The organism is Streptomyces sp. NBC_00038 (assembly GCF_026343635.1).
Lineage (GTDB): Bacteria > Actinomycetota > Actinomycetes > Streptomycetales > Streptomycetaceae > Streptomyces.
Genome location: NZ_JAPELQ010000001.1, coordinates 3,958,242 through 3,974,938 on the forward strand (window position 1 = coordinate 3,958,242; position 16,697 = coordinate 3,974,938).

7 protein-coding genes are annotated in these 16,697 nt (G+C 69.2%); 3 read left to right on the top strand and 4 right to left on the bottom strand.

Translation table 11 applies throughout. The annotated features are described in order from the left end of the window. Positions 1–27 precede the first annotated feature (27 nt). Complete coding sequence (locus OG219_RS17970; protein WP_266827780.1) at positions 28–6,852, bottom strand: polymorphic toxin-type HINT domain-containing protein; 6,825 nt, start codon at positions 6,850–6,852, stop codon at positions 28–30. Positions 6,853–6,938: 86 nt separating this feature from the next. Next, positions 6,939–9,839, bottom strand: a complete 2,901-nt coding sequence (locus OG219_RS17975; protein ID WP_266827782.1) for a LamG-like jellyroll fold domain-containing protein — start codon at positions 9,837–9,839, stop codon at positions 6,939–6,941. Positions 9,840–10,235: 396 nt separating this feature from the next. On the opposite strand from OG219_RS17975, the gene OG219_RS17980 reads away from it, so the two are divergent. The 3 genes from OG219_RS17980 to OG219_RS17990 all read left to right on the top strand — a co-directional run bounded on the left by OG219_RS17980 (position 10,236) and on the right by OG219_RS17990 (position 14,031). Then, on the top strand, positions 10,236–12,482 hold the full coding sequence (locus OG219_RS17980; RefSeq protein ID WP_266827784.1) for a glycosyltransferase family 39 protein: 2,247 nt from the start codon (positions 10,236–10,238) through the stop codon (positions 12,480–12,482). A gap of 241 nt (positions 12,483–12,723) precedes the next feature. Then, positions 12,724–13,527, top strand: coding sequence for an endonuclease I family protein (locus tag OG219_RS17985; protein WP_266827786.1), 804 nt, complete (start codon positions 12,724–12,726; stop codon positions 13,525–13,527). Between the two features lie 81 nt (positions 13,528–13,608). After that, positions 13,609–14,031: an ATP-binding protein gene (locus OG219_RS17990; protein ID WP_266827788.1), complete on the top strand. Its 423-nt coding sequence runs from the start codon at positions 13,609–13,611 to the stop codon at positions 14,029–14,031. A 3-nt stretch (positions 14,032–14,034) separates the two neighbouring features. On the opposite strand, the gene OG219_RS17995 is transcribed toward OG219_RS17990, so the two are convergent. After that, entirely contained in the window at positions 14,035–15,720 is a 1,686-nt protein-coding gene (locus tag OG219_RS17995) for a thiamine pyrophosphate-binding protein (RefSeq protein ID WP_266827790.1), read from the bottom strand. Further along, positions 15,717–16,685: an agmatinase gene (gene speB, locus OG219_RS18000; protein ID WP_266827792.1), complete on the bottom strand. Its 969-nt coding sequence runs from the start codon at positions 16,683–16,685 to the stop codon at positions 15,717–15,719. The genes OG219_RS17995 and speB overlap by 4 nt, the downstream gene beginning before the upstream one ends. Positions 16,686–16,697 lie beyond the last annotated feature (12 nt).

A 16,697-nucleotide genomic window follows, 5' to 3' on the forward strand; every position in this document is an offset into this window, starting at 1 on the left:
TGCCCTCCCCCTCTCTCACTACCTGCTTTACAGGAACCCTTCAAACGCCAGCGAACCACCGCGCATACTCCATCGCGCGCCCCAGCTACCGGGAATTTCGATGTCTCTGGTGATACCGCCGTAGTGCGCGGTGGCCCCGGTGTTGAGTGTATCCGTCGCGTTCGGATTGGTCAGGATCTCAGTGATCATCTCTTCCGCGATATCGGATCGCTCGGAGTTGGTCACTCTACCGAAGTCATAACGGTCCACATGCGCTTGCCCTCGCTTGGCGATGTTTCCGGGGCTCGGATCTCCGTGCTTCTGCAGGGCGCGCCCCGCCGGAGTGAGCTGGCCCTTGCCACCCTGGGTGGCGGCCTTGTGCAGATCGTCGGTGCTTGCGTTCCCGCAGTTGTGGACGAGGACCGGGGTCGCCCCGGCCAATACGTGGTAGGTGTGCGTGTGAGCGATGGTCAGGTTGTGGACGGTGTGCTTCTGGACACGCTGCTCAACCGCGCTGATCTGTACCAGGGTTCCGGCGCTGGTCCGCAACCATTGGCCGGTCTTGAGGTCTTTGGCATCGGTCCAGTCCTGTGCCTCAGGGACCCAGAACGGGTGACCGTCGGTCGCCGTCAGTGTGGCGGTGGCATCGCCCTCGTCGCCGTCGGTGTCAACGGTGATGTCGACCAAGTGCTTGACGCCATGACCGGTGATCGTGGCCGTGACGGGCTCGTCCTCGGAGATCCCTGTTTCGGGATCCGTGGCCAGGACCTCGTCGCCGAGGTCGATCTCCTCGATGGGCTTGGTGGAGCCGTCGGCCATCAGCACCAGGGTGCCGGGCGTGAAGCTGTTGTCCACCTTGCAGGAGGAGCCTCCGGCGGGAGAGTCGGAGTCCTTGCCACCCCCGCTGTCGGACTTCTTCTCCGCGCCGTCGTTCTTCTTGCCCCCGGAGTCACCCTTCTTGGCCTGAGGTGCCTCCTTGGCCTTGGCCGGGGGTGCCGGCTTGGGAGCCGGTTTGGGCTTGGGAGTGACCGGCGGAGTGACCTTGTCGGCAGTCGCAACCGCGTCCTTGGTCTTGTCGGCCGCCTTGACCGTGTCCGTCGCGGTGTCCGCCGCGTCGATCGCCTTGTTGACGTAGCGCGCGCCCTTCGCGGCGGTCGCGCCGTAGCCCGCGATCGGGATCGCCGACGCATAGGACAGGCCCGCGTCGATGTAGTTGCCCTCGGCCGTGTACCAGAGGCCGTTGATCAGGTCGGCGGGCTCACCGAAGCCGGGCACCAAGCCCGCGACGTCGAGGACACCGTGACCGACCGGGCTGATCCAGGACTCGCCCCAGTACAGGCCTGTCGGGTCGGGGAAGACCAGCGGGTTGTTGCGCCCGTAGGCGTAGGCGTTGAGGTGCTGCGGATCGGAGACGTCCAGCATCGGGTCGACGGACACGAAGCGGCCGGTGGCCGGGTCGTACGCGCGAGCACCGAGCTGAATCAGGCCGGTCGCATCGGCCGTTCCGCCGACGAAGGCCTTGTCTCCCGGCCAGACGCCGACAGCCGGCTTGGTGCCGCGGACCTCGCCGAAGGGGAGGGTGCGGCGCTGGGTGATCGCCGAGTCGGCGGCCTTGACCGCGAGTTCGGCGGTGCCGTTCTGGCCGCCGACCAACCAGGTCACCCCGGCCGCGGTACGGACGGCGACCTGGGAACCGCCATGGGAGTAGTAGCGGGTACCGGCGAGGGTGTTCTTCGCGGTGTCGAGCCTGATCTCCTGGGTGCCCAGGTACAACGTCACCGCGCCCTTCTCCTTGCGGAGCAGGCGGCTGCCGTCCGCGCCGTAGACGAAGCCGGTCTTGTTGGCCTCGTCCAAGGCGCCCGCCACATACGGGGTGACAGCGGCCAGTTGGCCCTCGTCGTCCCAGGCCAGCTTCTGGTCGACCGCCGGGGACAGGTCGGTCGCCGCCTTGGTACGCCGAGTGGTGTTCCCCGTCTCGTCGTACTCGAAGGACTGGGCCGCCGTGACGTCCTTGGCGGAGGTGACCGTCCGCACCTCGGCGGACTTCAGCGCGTGGGAGTGCGCATTGCCCGTGCCATTGGGGGCGTAGGTGGTCGTCTGAGTGATGGCCGCCGTACCCGTGGTGCCCGTCGCGTGGCGGACCTCGCTGGTGCGGTTGCCCGCCGCGTCGTACTCGTAGGAGTGCCAGTACGGGGCCGCGCCGCCGACCGTGGCCGTACCCGCGCTCGCCGAGCACGCGGTGGCGGTCTGCGTCCAGGCCGAGGTCAGCCGGCGCAGGTAGTCGTACGTGAAGCACTGGACGTCCGCGGTCTTGCCCTCAGGCGTGTCCGCGATCTTCTGGATGTTGCCGGAGGCGTCGTACCCGTAGGTGATGTCCGAGTCGGGGGTCGCGACGATCTCCCGGTCGATACGGGCGCGCTCCAGGCGCCGGGTGCCCTCCTCGTAGATGTTGGTGAGCCAGGTGTACTTGTCGGCGCTCGCGGTGCCGAGAGTGAGTTGCAGGACCTCGCCGTAGTTGGAGTAGCGGGTCTCGCGGGCGTAGTCGGTCTTGTCGCCCAGGGTGAAGGACGGCAGGCCGGTGGCGGTGTAACCCGTGGTGATGGTCTCCGCCGGGAGGTCACCGGCCGCCGGAAGGCCGAGGTCGTCGACCGACCCGTCCGGCTTGTAGGAAGCCGTGGTGGAGTAAGTGCCGGCCAGCTTCCCCTCGGACGCCGGGATCGTCACCGAGCTCTTCGTCGGGCGGCCCGCCGCGTCGTACGCGTCGACCGACGACGTGTAGCCGTTGGCGCCGACCCACTTTGTCGCAGAGGCCAGACGGCCCTTGCCGTTGGGGACGGTGGCGCTGTCGTACTCCCAAGTCGTCAGCTTGGTGTCGCCGTTGTAGAGGGAACGCTGGCGGCCGAGCTTGTCGTAGGTGTAGGTGAGGGTGATCTCGCGGTCGTTCCTGACCGTCTTGAGCTGGTCGAGATCGTTGTACGTCATGTCCGTCGTACCCGCGTCCGGGTCGACCGCCTTGAGCTGACGGCCGCGCACGTCGTACTCGTACGACCAGAGGTTCCCGGCCGTGTCCTTCACCTCGGACAGGCGGCCCGCCTTGTCGTAGGCGTACGCGGTGGTGTCCGCGTCACCGGTGGGCGACGAGGCCTTGAACTGGAGGACCTTGGTGGTCTGGCCCTGAGCGTTGGTGTACGAGGCCGTCGGCGTCTCACCGGCCGGCGGGTCCACGGTCGTGTAGTCACCGTGGTAGGCCGCCTTGGTGCGCCACTTCTCGGCGCCCGCCACGCGGAAGATCTCGTCCGTCGGACGGCCCGCCGCGTCGTACACCGTCTCCGTCTCACGCGGCGTGCCCTCGGAGGCGTCCACCACGTTCACGAACGTGGTGCTCACGGCCGCCGAGTTGTAGAACGGGCCGATCTCCTTCGTCGCCAGGCCGCGCGTGTCGTACTCGGTCGTCGAGATGACCCTGCCCGTGTTCGCCGCCGGCGTCTGGGTCTGGCGGGGGCGGAGGAGACCGTCGCTGAGCTGGTGGCTGGTGGCCACCGAGCCGTTGGGCAGCAGGGACTTGGTGGTGGTGACCACCGGGCCGTTGTTGCGGACCAGGTAGGCGTATTCGAGACTCGGGGTCTCGGTGGCCTTGGCGCGGCCCGGGAGCCAGACCTTGAGCAGGCGGCCCAGGGCGTCGTATTCAAGGTCGGTGCGCTGGTTGTTGGCGTCGACCGTGGCGGTGACCAGTCCCCAACGGCGGTCGACCGTCGACGTGGTGCTGTTGCCTGCCGGGTCCACCACCTTCATGCCGGTGACCGGGCCGCCGGTGGTGGGGGTGTACGTGGTCTTGGTCGCGACGCTCTGCTGGTCGGCGGATTCCGTCACGCGGCCGTGGACGTCGTACTTGGCCGTGGACGTCGTGACGTACTGGGGGGCGCCGTCGGCCGCGTATCCCTTGACCTTCTCGCTGCGCACGACGTCACCCTTGGTGGGGGTCACTCCGTACGTGTCCGGGTTGTCGTACCAGGTGCGGACGTCGGAGATCGCCTCGCCCTTGTACGAAGTGGGCGCGCCGTCATCGCAGTTGACGGGGACGACCGTGACCCGCTTGAGCAGGGTCAGGAGATTCGCGTCGGCGTTGCGGTTGTACGCGTTGGTGGTGCAGGTGTCGTCGTCCGGGTCGGCGAGGTCGCCGGAGTCGGAGGAGCGTTCCAGCATCCCGTACGCGTCGTAGAAGTGCTCGATCGAGGCGCGGCGGAACTTGCCGTCGTCCAGGGTGGTACGGGTCTTCGTCGACTTGGTCGCCGCGAAGGACGCCTCGTCGCTGCCCTCCGTCGCCGTGGCAGGCGACTTCCAGGGGGTGTTGACGGTTCCGGTGATCTCCGTGCCGCCGTTGAAGGTGCGCTGCTCCAGCTGGAAGCCCTGGTGGCGGTCGTCGTCGCTGACCTTGGTGCCGTCGGTGGTGGTGACCGTCACCGACTTCGTGCCGCCGGATTCCTTCTCCCGGTCGCCGTCCATGCCCTGGAGGTAGGTGGTCTCCGTGCGCAGCTGCTTGCTCGCGGAGTCACCGGTCTTCATGGTGACGCTGCGGAAGCCGCGCCACTGACTCCAGGTCTTCTTCTTGGTCTTGACGAGTTCGCTGTCGTCGAAGTGCCAGGCGGCACCGCTGTATTCGTACGACGTCGTCTTGTTGGGGCCGGTGACCGTGACCTCGTCCTCGACGACCGAGTCGACGACGAACTTGTGGAACCAGTCCTCCTTCTCCCCGATCGTGCCTTCCTTCGACCAGAAGGAGGGCATGCAGCGCTTGGTGTTGGTCTCGGGGGTGGGGAGAGTCGACGGCGTGCACTCGGTGGGCTTGTAGTTCACCGAGATGGTGCCGCCGGTCTCGGACTGGATGGCCCGGATCCGCCACTTGTACATCGGCAGCCGGTCGTCCGAACCGGTGTCGACGCGGTTGGCGTCCTGCCGCTCGAAGAAGGTGAGCTTGGGGAGCTTGCTCGCGCCGTCCTTGCCGGAATGGGTGATCGACTCCAGCCAGAGTGCCGGGGAGTGGGTGGTGTCCGCGCTCTGGTACTTGTGTGCCAGGTCCCAGACGTCGACATCGTTGTACGTCGTGCCGTCGGACTGGAGCACCTGGGTGGAGACCTTCGCCAGCCGCTTGCGGGTGAAGAACGTGGGCGCCCACTGGTCCTTGCACTCGGTGTCGCTGGTGCAGATCTGCTCGAAGGGCACGTCCGGCCAGCGGGTGGCGGTCGACTCCTTGAGGTCGCCGGGCTCGCAGTCGGCCACGGCGCCGGTGCAGCGCTCGGCGGTGGTGAAGACGACCTGCGCGGGCGCGGCGGTGGTGTTCTCCTTGCCCTCCCGCTCGCCGTACTCGATCCGCTTGAGGTAGCCGCCCCGGTCGTAGGTGACGACCTTGTCGCCTCGCACGGTGTCGTACTTGTTGGTCTCGGTGCCGTAGTAGTACGTCATCGAGTTGCCGTGCACGTCCACGACGTAGTCGAGGTTCCAGCGCCAGGCCTGCTGGCAGCGGGAGTCCTTGAAGGTGTCCGCGTGGCAGGGCTCGTCCTTGTCGTCGCCGAACACCGGGACCTCAAGGGCGGAGTTGGTGTTCTCGGCGTCGGCGGCCTCGGACTCGCGCTTGCCTTTGCCGAAGTAGTAGCGAGTGCCGTCGGTCGTCGTGACCAGCCAGTACTCGTCGTTGTTGTCGGAGTTGAAGCCGCCCGTCCTCCGCTCGATGCGGGTGCCGTCGTCCTGCTTGAGCCGGAACTCGTCGGTGGACTTCTTGACCAGCTCACCGGCCCGGCCGCCGAAGTTCATGGTGGCGTTGTCGGAGTGCCAGCACAGGTCGTACTTCTGCGCGCCGGCCTCGTCGTGGCCGTCGTCGGTGCACGAGCGGTACGAGCGCTCGATGTAGCCGGCGCTGAGGTCGAAGCCCTCGCCGATCCAGGAGGTCTGGTTGTTGCTGGAGGCGGTACGGCCGTCCGTGGAACCGGAGTTGTAGCCGAGGCCCAACTGCGGGGAGGGACCGGCCACGGCGGGCGGCACGCGCAGCGGGTACTGCCAGGTGAAGCTGCCGGTCTGACCGGCCACCTGCCAGGAGGCGGACGGCGCGAGCGAGGTCGCCGCGTAGGAGCCGGAGCCGCCGGAGGGCGCGGCGGAGACCGCGAGCAGTGGAGCCTTGCCCGCGGAGAGCGCGGCCACGTCGGCGGTGAGCTTCTGGGCGCGGACGTCGTTGCCCGTGTTCAGCGGGGTGACGGTCTGGCACTTGGCGGCCTTGGGCGTGGTCAGCGCACACGCGGGCAGCGCGACCAGCCGGAGCCGCTGGGCCCAGTCGCCGCCGTAGGCCCGGGCGAAGGACGCGTAGTCGACCTCGACGGAGACCTTGCCGCTGGTCACGGCGGTCTGGTCGTCGGCGCGGGTCACCTTGAGGAGCAGGCCGTCGATCCCGGCCTTCAGTGCGGCGGTGTGACTGAGCACCTCGACCTTGGCGCGCACCGGTACGGCGGCCTGGACGGACCGGGCCGAGGTCTTGGGTCGGCCGACACCTACCGGGAGGGAGCCCGCTTTCTTGGCCGAGGCGGCTGTACGGGCCCCGGCGCCGGGCAGCGCCACGGTGGCACTGCCCGCCTTCGGCCAGGTGGCCTTGGGACTCGGCGACGTGCCGTAGCCGGTCAGGTGCTTGAGCTGGGTGGTCTCGCCGTCCGCCTCCACCACCGGGGTGGAGGCGACGTCCTGGGTCTTGGGGCGCCGTTGCTCCCGGGCGTCGTCGTCGGCGCCGAGTGCGGGGGTGCCCTGAAGCAGGGTCAGTGTCAGGGCCGCCGTCGCCGTCGTGGCGACGGCTTTTGCCCAGCGGTGGGCGTGATGTCTTTTGGATGCGCGCACGCGCGCTCCCCTCCCGTGTGAAGTGGATCCCGAGTGATGTGGATCCCGTTCGATGTGGACAGCGCCCTGGTCAGGGGCGCTGCGGATCAGCTGTTCGCGAGCCGGAAGATCTCGGTGCCGGAGAGGAGACCGGGCACCAGGCGTACGTCGTCGATGTCGCCGGTGAAGAAGTCAACCCACTCGCCGTCGTGCTGGGCGCGACCGATGCTGAGGCTGTTGTCGGCGTTCCAGACGTCGGTCACGGCGGCGCTGCCCTGCTCCTCGCCGTCGACGAAGAGGGTGAACTTCCGGGACGCCGGGTCGTAGGTCCCGGCGAGGTGGGTCCACTTGTTGACGACGGCGGGCTTCTCACTCGCGGCCATGGCACGCACCAGGTCGGTGGAACCGGCCGTGTCGGAGACATGGCGGCCGAAGATCCAGCGCTTGTAGGCCGTGGAGTAGTACAGGTTGAGCCCGTTGCCGTTGCTTCCGGCCTGGCTGACCACCGCGATGTTCTTGCTCAGCGAGGTGGGACGGACCCAGGCCGAGACGGTGAACGCCTGGCCGGTGTGGACGGCCGCAGTGGCGGTGGCGTAGTCGCTGGTGCCGTTGAAACGCAGCGCCTTGTCGGCGGGGTCGGCGGCGAACTGGTTGCCGTTCACCCAGTCGGCACCCTTGACCGTCAGATCACGGCCGTGGCCCGAGGAGTCGGGCGCGGTGGTGCCGGAGGACTGGTCGAGCCCGTAGACGGCCGCGGCGCAGGTGTCGGCGAGGGCGTCGGCGCAGGCACGGTCGGCGGTGAAGATGTACTTCTCCAGCGCGCCCCGGTTGCCGGCCCGGTCCACGCTGCGCACATAGAGCACGTTCGGTCCGAAGGTGCTCGGTGCCACCTCGATGGTCGCGTCGCCGCCGAGAGCCGCCGGAGTGGCCTTGCGCCCGGGGGTGTCGGAGCCGAGGTCCCACTCGTAGTACTCGACGTCGTTCTTGAAGACCGAGTCGGAGTTGCCGTTGGCCGAGAAGGTGAAGTGCCGCTTGCTGTTGACCGGCAGGTCGGCCTCCGTGGCCACCGGTTCCACGTGCGGCTTGGTGTCCGGCTTCTCGACGTCCACCACGAACTCGCACCAGTCGGACCAGTCGGAGTATCCGGAGTCCTTGAGCTTCCCGGTGGAGCCGTCGTAGGTCTGGGCGTGCCAGCGGTAGCCCTTGCCGTGCTTGAGCTCCTTGATCGGGATGTTCTCCTCGAACACGCCCTCGTTCTGCGGCCCGTCCTTGCCCTCGTAGACGATGGGCTGTCCGTCGACCTGGTCCCACACCCGGAAGGTGGCGGTGAGGTTCTGGCCGGTGCCGTCGGTGTACGAGTCGGCGTCGGTGCCGTTGACCGCCATGGTCGGGGTCGCGTCGCGGATCCACGGACGCTTGGTGTTGTCGGCGGTGCAGGTCTTCTCCTCCGGGTTGCTCAGCCGCTCGTTGTACGGCTTGCCCGGGGTGGTGTTGTACGTGATGACGAGCTTGGCGTTGTCGCCGCGGAACCGCTTCCAGGAGTTGGCGTCGTCCTCGTCGGCGGCGCGCAGCGAGAAGGCGATCGGGTCCTGGGCGGCGGCCTTCTTGCGGACGGACGAGGTCAGGTTCTCGTTGCTCTCGTCCGCGTTGTCCTGGAAGTCGACCCAGCTGGCCGGGGCGTCGGGGCTGCAGCTGTCACCGCGTCCGTAGGCCACCGTGCGGTCGACCATCAGGTCGCCGTCCTTGGGCTTGTTGTTCCAGTTGGTGGCCGAGTCGACACCGCCCTCGGCGACCATGTGCAGATTGACGGTGCTCTTCGTGCAGGAGAAGGAGAAGGTCTCGTAGACCTCGAAGACCGCCTTGGAGATGGTGCGGTTCTGCCAGCCCTCGGTGGCGAACTGGAAGTACATGCGGTTGGTGTACGGCGAGGTGCTGCAGGCGTAGTACGTGCCGCCGATGCTCTTGTACGAGCAGCGGCCGACACCCTCGTCGTCCTTGAACTTGTGGAACTCGGTGCTCGGGTGGTCGCTGGACACGTACAGCCACTCGCTCTTGGACATGCCGGCGTCCGGGTCGATGTAGACCGGGAAGTCGGTGTCGGCGCCAGTGAGGAGTGCGTGGTCGGGCTCGATGGTGATGGCCGAAGAGGAGACCTCCAGACCCATGTCGGCGACTCTGGCGCCGGCCTCGGGCGCGTCCCCGACCGAGGTGCCCGCGCCGGAGGCCGGGACGGTGTCGGCCGGTGCGTCCGCCGGGGTGGCCGCGGTGGAGGAGTCCCACATCTTGGGAGCCTGGCCGCCGAAGACCCGGGTGCCGGAGGCGTCCACCGCCTGAAGTCCGCCGGCCGGGCCTGTGCCCAGGTTCAGACCGTCGGACCTTACGGGCAGCCGCAGTTGGGCGAGCTCCGGATTGCGGGCCGCCTCGGGGGTCTTGACCTCCAGGACGTACGAGTAGCCGGTGACCGAGGCACTGGCCAGCAGGTCCACGCCGGGCAGCACCTCGCGGTACTCGGCGGTGTCGCCGTCGAGGACGGGCTCGGGCAGAGGGGTCGGCCAGCGGAGGGTGAAGGACTTGCCGTCCTCGCCGAGGGTGACCAGGTCGGACGAGCCGCCCGCGGCGAAGGTCAGGCCAACGGTGGCGGCCTTGGGGCCGACGGTGCCGTCGGGGCGGCGTTCGAGGGTGGCGTCGGCCGGTCGCCAACTGCCGTCCGCGCTCTGCACCCGCTGGGGCTGTGCGCTGGTTTCGCTGGTGAGTGTGCCGTCCGGATTGGCGAAGACGAGTTCGTCCTCGGTGCGCTGCTGAAGGATCTCCACCCGCTCACCGGTGGCGGCGGCGCGGGCGAACGCGGTCGCCTCGGCCTCAGTCGCAGCTGGTGTGTTTTCCGTGCCGGCCGGTGCGGTGTCGGTCGCGATGGCGACGACCGGTGTTCCGCCGAGTATGACGGCGGTGCCGAGCAGGACGCCTAGTGTCCGGGCAGCGCGATGCCGCCGGAACCAAGGGTTAGTCATTCCCCGTTGTCCCTTCCCCCCGAGCTCTCCCCAGAGCCCGCTATGAAGTTGATGTGGTCGAACTGTGTTGCTTCTGTGGTCACTTGGACCGTAAGTGACCGATGGGTTTTCAGGGAAGGTTAATAATTCGGGCACTATGGCCATTAGTCGGGCGAACGCTGGTCCGTCAAAAATGTGACGTGTCCCATATCGCCGCACGGTGTAAACCGGAAGCGCAAAGAACTCGCCATTCTCGCCCGTTCCCGTCGCACCCTTACGTGCCTTCCGGTATCCACCACGCATTCACCGGTGCCCTTTACGCATTCATACGCATTCATGGATCCCCCTTCACCCGCCCACAGCGAAGCCCCAGGTTCAGCACAGCTGTCGCCCACCCCCGTCGCGGAAGATCCACCCGTGACATCTGCCACCGACCCACACCCCCACGCCCCCGTGGCCCCCGACTCGCCCACTCCCACGCCGCCCGGACCGCCCGGGCCACCGGAGAAGGCGCCGGGCTGGTCACTCCCCGTCCTGATCGCGGTCCTGCTGCTGGCCGCAGTGCTGTACTCCTGGAACCTCTCCTCGTCCGGTCTGAACAGCTTCTACAGCGCCGCCGTCTACAGCGGCACGCAGAGCTGGAAGGCGTGGTTCTTCGGCTCGCTGGACGCGGGCAACTTCATCACCGTCGACAAGCCGCCCTTCGCGCTCATGGTCATGGGCCTGTCCTGCCGCGTTTTCGGTTTCGGGACGTGGCAGATGATGGCGCCCCTGATCGCCGCGGCGCTCGGCACCATCTGGATCCTGCACTCCTCCGTGAAGCGGGTCTTCGGACACGTCGCGGCCGCCATCGCCGCGCTGGTCCTCGCGCTGACCCCGATCACCGTGGCCATCAACCGTGACAACAACCCCGACACGCTCCTCGTCCTCCTGATGGTCGGCGGCGCGGCGCTCGCGCTGCGTGCCACCCGCGACGAGAGGCTGCTGCCGCTGCTCGGCTCGGCGGTCTGCTTCGGGCTCGCCTTCAACACGAAGATGCTCCAGGGCTACATCGCCCTGCCGGCCGTTTTCGCCGTGTACGTGTACGCGTCGAAGCTCGGCTGGAAGAAGAAGGCCGTGAACCTGGCGCTGGCCACCGTGGCCCTGGCCGTCTCCAGCTTCTGGTGGGCGGCGGCCGTGTCACTCGTGCCCGCCGGCGACCGTCCCTACATCGGCGGCTCGACCGACGGCAGCGCCTGGAACCTGATCATGGGCTACAACGGCCTGGGCCGGGTCCTGGGCGGCGAGGGCAACGGCGGCATGGGGGGCGGTGGGGGCAGCTTCGCCGGGACCGCCGGCATCGGCCGGATGTTCAACGACACGCTGGGCGGTCAGATCTCCTGGCTGCTCCCCTTCGCGGGCATCGCCCTCGTCGGCGGCCTGGTGCTGTGCGGCCGTGCCCCGCGCGCCGACCTGACGCGTGCGGCGCTGGTGCTGTGGGGCGGCTGGACCGTGCTGCACTACCTGACCTTCAGCATGGCCGAGGGCACCATGCACCCGTACTACACGACCGCGCTCGCCCCGGGCATCGCGGCCCTGTGCGGAGCCGGCGGCGTCATGCTCTGGCGCGCCTTCCGCGGCGGCGACGCCCGCTGGTCCTGGGTACTGCCCGCCTCCCTGGCGGTCACCGGCGTCTGGGCGGTCGTGCTGCTGCGCCGGGCCACCGACTGGAACACCTGGCTGTGGCCGGCCATCGCAGTGGTCATGGTGCTGGCGATCGTCGGTCTGTTCGTCTTCCGGTCCGGCAACCGCGGACGGCTGCTGGCCGTGTCCGTGGCCGCGGCGATCGTGGCGGCGCTGGCGGGCCCGACGGCGTACGCGGTCGCCGTCCCCGCGAGTGCCGGCGGCACGGGCGGCGGCATGGGCGGCACCAACCCGACCGCCGGTCCGTCCACGGGCGGCGGCTTCGGCGGCGGTGGCGGTGGCCGGGGTGGCGGCACGGCCCCCGGCGGTGCCCAGCAGGGCGCCCAGGCGGGCGGCTTCGCGGGCGGCGCACGGGCGGGCGGCGAGATGCCCGGCGGCGGCACCGGTGAACCGCCCCAGGGCGGCGGCCAACAGGGCGGCGGAGCCGGGGAGTTCCCCGGCGGCGCCCAGACCGGCGGCGCGAACGGCACGCCCCCGAGCGGCACCGCAGGCGACACCGCGGGCGGTACCACCGGTCAGGGCGGCGGCGCGGGCGGCTTCGGCGGAGGCGGCGGCCGCACGGGCGATTCCACCGACCCCGAGCTGGTCGCGTACCTGGAGAAGAACCAGGACGGCGCCACCTGGCTGCTCGCGGTGGCCAACTCGCAGAGCGCCGGCCAGCTCATCCTGAGCACCGGCAAGCCCGTCATCTCCATGTGGGGCTTCACGGGCTCCGACCAGGCGATGACCCTCGCGAAGCTCAAGGAGCTCGTGAAGAACGGTGAGTTGCATTACATCCAGCTCAGCGGCGGCGGTATGGGCGGCAACAGCACGCTCAGCACGGAGATCACCGCCTGGGTGGAGAAGAACGGTACGGCGGTGAAGGAGAGCGAGTACAGCAGCACCACCGCGTCCTCCGACTCCGATTCCGATTCCGCGACCGAGACCGGAACGCAGACCACCCAGTCGCTCTACCGGCTCGACCCGTCCGACGTCAACTAGGGGAAACCCTCCCTCAATTGGGGTAAACCCTCGCACGAAGCAACCCCTGACCGTTCTCACGGTCAGGGGTTGCTCTCTATTCCATAACGTCACACAAACGCCTCTCACTGGTTACACGGCCGACCCCCAACACATGCCACGCTCCCGGTTACCAAAAAAGTCAACACGCGTAGAACGCAGCATCGTTGAGGCGAGCGCCGCCGCGTTCACAAGCGTGCCGATCCCGGGAAAGGGCACCCCCATGTCCGTTGCGCAGATAGGCAGATGGAAGGCGCTTGCGGTGGCCACGTCCGCCGTTCTCGTCGGCGTCACCCTCCCGACCTTGGCAGCGACCCCCGCCGCTGCCACCACCACCGCGTACGACAGCACGTACTACAAGAACGCGATCGGCAAGACCGGCACGAGCCTCAAGTCCTCGCTGCACACGATCATCGCCCCCCAGACCAAGATCTCGTACTCCGCGGTCTGGAACGCGCTCATGGTCACGGACCAGGACCCGAACAACAGCAGCAACGTGATCCTGCTCTACAGCGGCACCTCGCGCGCCAAGTCCCTCAACGGCGGTGACGTGGGCGACTGGAACCGCGAGCACACCTGGGCCAAGTCCCACGGCGACTTCGGCGAGGCGATCGGTCCCGGCACGGACCTGCACCACCTGCGTCCCGCGGACGTCCAGATCAACAGCATCCGTGGCAACAAGGACTTCGACAACGGCGGCAGTGCGGTCAGCGGCGGGGGCGGCAGCCTCACCGACTCCGACTCGTTCGAGCCGCGCGCCGCGGACAAGGGCGACGTCGCCCGCATGATCCTCTACATGACGGTCCGCTACGAAGGCGACGACGGCTGGGCCGACCTCGAGCCCAACCAGCTGGTGAACAACGGCAGCAACCCCTACATGGGCAAGCTCTCCGTACTCAAGGCGTGGAACGAGGCGGACCCGCCCAGCGCCTTCGAGGAGAAGCGCAACCAGCTCATCTACGACAACTACCAGCACAACCGCAACCCGTTCATCGACCACCCGGAGTGGGTCGAGGCGATCTGGTAGCCACCGGCTGACCGGTTGAACTCCCCGTAGCCAACGGGGAGTTCAACCCTCCATGCAGTACTCGGCCCTGAGGGGACCCTCATGCCCGAAACAGCCCCCGATCCCACCGTCACCGACGCCACCTGGCAGCTCCCGCGCACCCCGCGCAGCGCCCCCCACGCCCGACAGCTGCTCCGCGCCCAGCTCACCGACTGGCAGATCGACGGTGAAGTGGCCGAGACGGCCGAGCTGTTGCTCACGGAGCTGGTCACCAACTCCCTCCAGCACGCCTGCACCCCGCCCGGCCTCGGGATCGGTCTACGCCTGGCGACGTACGACGGTCTCCTGCGCGTGGAGGTCGCCGACGCCGACGACCACCGCCCCGCGCCCCGGCAGGCGGCGGCGGGGGACGAGGGCGGCCGGGGACTCACCCTCGTCCAGGCCCTGGCCGAACGCTGGGGCTATTGCCCCCGGTTGGGCGCCACGGGGAAGGCGACCTGGGCGGAGCTGTCGCTCACACGATGAGCGTCATTCCAGATGCGTCGGCGCGAACATCCGCAGTACCGCCGGGAGCAGCACCACCGAAGGGCCGGGCGTCGCCAGGGCCTTCGACAGGTCGGTCTCCAGGGTCTCGGGGGTAGTGCGCACGCCCGGCACCCCGAAGGACTCCGCGAGGGCCACGTAGTCCGGGCGGGCCAGTTCCGTCGCGGTGGCCTGTCCGAAGGCGTCCGTCATGTACTCGCGGAGGATGCCGTAGCCGCCGTCGTCGACGATCAGCCAGGTGACGTTCAGGTCGTACTGCCTGGCCGTGGCGAGTTCGGCGATCGAATACAACGCGCCGCCGTCACCCGAGACCGCGAGGACCGGCCGGGTCGGGTCGGCGGTCGCCGCGCCCACTGCGGCGGGGAAGCCGTAGCCGAGGCCGCCCGCGCCCTGGGCGGAGTGCATGGTGTTCGAACCGCGCGGGTCGAAGGCGGACCACGCCCAGTACGCCAGGATCGTCATGTCCCAGAACGACGGGGAGCCGGCCGGCAGCGCCCGGCGGACGGACGCCAACACGTCCTGCTCCAGGGTGAGTTCCTGAGCGGCGATGCGCTCACCGACCCGGGCGAGCACCGTACGCACCCGCTCCGCCGCCGTGTCGTCCTCGCGGTCGGACACCGTCTCGATCAGTGCCGACAGTGCCAGGCGGGCATCCGCGTGGATGCCGAGCGCCGGGTGGTTGGACTCCAGTTTGCCGAGGTCCGCCTCGATCTGGACGACCCGGCCGCGGGGCTTGAACGTGTGGTAGTTCGAGGACAGTTCGCCCAGGCCCGAGCCGACCACGAGGAGGACGTCCGCGTCCTCCAGGAAGTCCGTGGTGTGGCGGTCCTCCAGCCAGGACTGGAGGGAGAGCGGGTGTTCCCAGGGGAAGGCGCCCTTGCCGCCGAAGGTGGTGACGACGGGGGCGTTCAGCTTCTCGGCGAGCTGCCGGAGCTTGCCGGACGCGTCAGCTCGTACGACTCCGCCGCCCGCGATGATCGCGGGGCGGGCGGCATTCGACAGCAAGTGGGCGGCCACCGCTGTGAGTTCGGGGCGCGGGACCACGTCCTCGGGGGTCGCGTCCATCGCCGTCACCACCGGCAGTGCCGTCTCGGCGAGGAGCACGTCCTGCGGGATCTCCACCCACACCGGGCCGTGCGGGGCCGTGAGCGCCGACTCCCACGCGGCCGCGATCGCCGACGGGATCTGGGACTGGCTGCGGACCGTGTGCACGGACTTCACCACTCCCCTGAACGACGCCTGCTGGTCGGGGAGTTCGTGCAGATAGCCGTGGCGTCCGCCGCCCAGCCCGGCGGTGGGGATCTGGCTGCTGATGGCGAGGACGGGGGAGGAAGCCGCGGCCGCCTCCTGGAGCGCGGCCAGCGAGGTCAGCGCGCCCGGGCCCGTCGACAGCAGCAGCGGGGCCGCCTCGCCGGTGATGCGGCCGTACGCGTCCGCCGCGAACCCCGCGTTGTTCTCGACGCGCAGGCCCACGTACTGGAGGGAGGAGCGGCGCAGGGCGTCGAACATGCCGAGGGCGTGCTGTCCTGGCAGGCCGAAGACGGTCGTCGCGCCGAGACCGGTGAGGGTCTCCACGACCAGGTCTCCGCCGTTGCGCCCGGGGGGCGGGTTCAGGGCGGCTGCGGTCTGGGCGGCCGTGGGGCGGAGCTCCAGGTCGTGGTCGTGGGTCACTTCGCGCGTGCCTCTGCAATCTGGCGGGACATGATGGTCGTGAGTTCGTACGCCGTGTGGGACGCGGCCACCGCCGTGATCTCGGCGTGATCGTACGCGGGCGCGACCTCGACGACGTCGGCCGACACCAGGTTGCAGGACGACAACCCCCGCAGGATCTCCAGGAGTTCGCGGGAGGTCATGCCGCCCGCCTCGGGGGTGCCCGTGCCGGGCGCGTGCGCCGGGTCGAGGCAGTCGATGTCGATGGAGATGTAGAGGGGGCGGTTGCCGATGCGCTGGCGCAGCTGGTCGGCGACCTCGTCGGCGCCGCGGCGGTAGATGTCCGCCGAGGTGACGATGCCGAAGCCCATCTTCTCGTCGTCGGTGAGGTCCTGCTTGCCGTAGAGGGGGCCGCGGGTGCCGACGTGCGAGAGCGCCTCGGTGTCGAGGATGCCCTCCTCCACCGCCCGGCGGAACGGGGTGCCGTGCGTGTACTCGGCGCCGAAGTACGTGTCCCAGGTGTCGAGGTGGGCGTCGAAGTGGAGCAGCGCGACGGGGCCGTGCTTCTTGGCGACGGAGCGCAGGAGGGGCAGCGCGATGGTGTGGTCGCCGCCCAGCGTCATCAGCCGGGCGCCGGTGCCGAGCAGCTCGTCGGCCGCCGCCTCGACCGTCTCCACGGCCTCGTTGATGTTGAACGGGTTCGCCGCGATGTCACCGGCGTCCGCGACCTGCGCGAGGGCGAAGGGCGAGGCGTCCTGGGCGGGGTTGTAGGGGCGCAGCAGCCGGGACGCCTCGCGGATCGCGTTGCCGCCGAAGCGGGCGCCCGGCCGGTACGAGACGCCCGAGTCGAACGGCACTCCGAGCACGGCGACGTCGGCGGTGCCGACCTCGTCGAGGCGCGGCAGCCGGGCGAAGGTCGCGGGGCCCGCGTACCGCGGAATGCGGGAGGAGTCGACGGGGCCGCGGGGCGTCTCGTTGCTGCTCATGATGAAATGCCT

What these genes read in the sequence shown, in the direction of transcription:
- OG219_RS17975 (WP_266827782.1), bottom strand. Translation starts at nt 9,839, where the DNA reads ATGACTAACCCTTGGTTCCGGCGGCATCGCGCTGCCCGGACACTAGGC.
- OG219_RS17985 (WP_266827786.1), top strand. Translation starts at nt 12,724, where the DNA reads ATGTCCGTTGCGCAGATAGGCAGATGGAAGGCGCTTGCGGTGGCCACG.
- OG219_RS17990 (WP_266827788.1), top strand. Translation starts at nt 13,609, where the DNA reads ATGCCCGAAACAGCCCCCGATCCCACCGTCACCGACGCCACCTGGCAG.
- speB (WP_266827792.1), bottom strand. Translation starts at nt 16,685, where the DNA reads ATGAGCAGCAACGAGACGCCCCGCGGCCCCGTCGACTCCTCCCGCATT.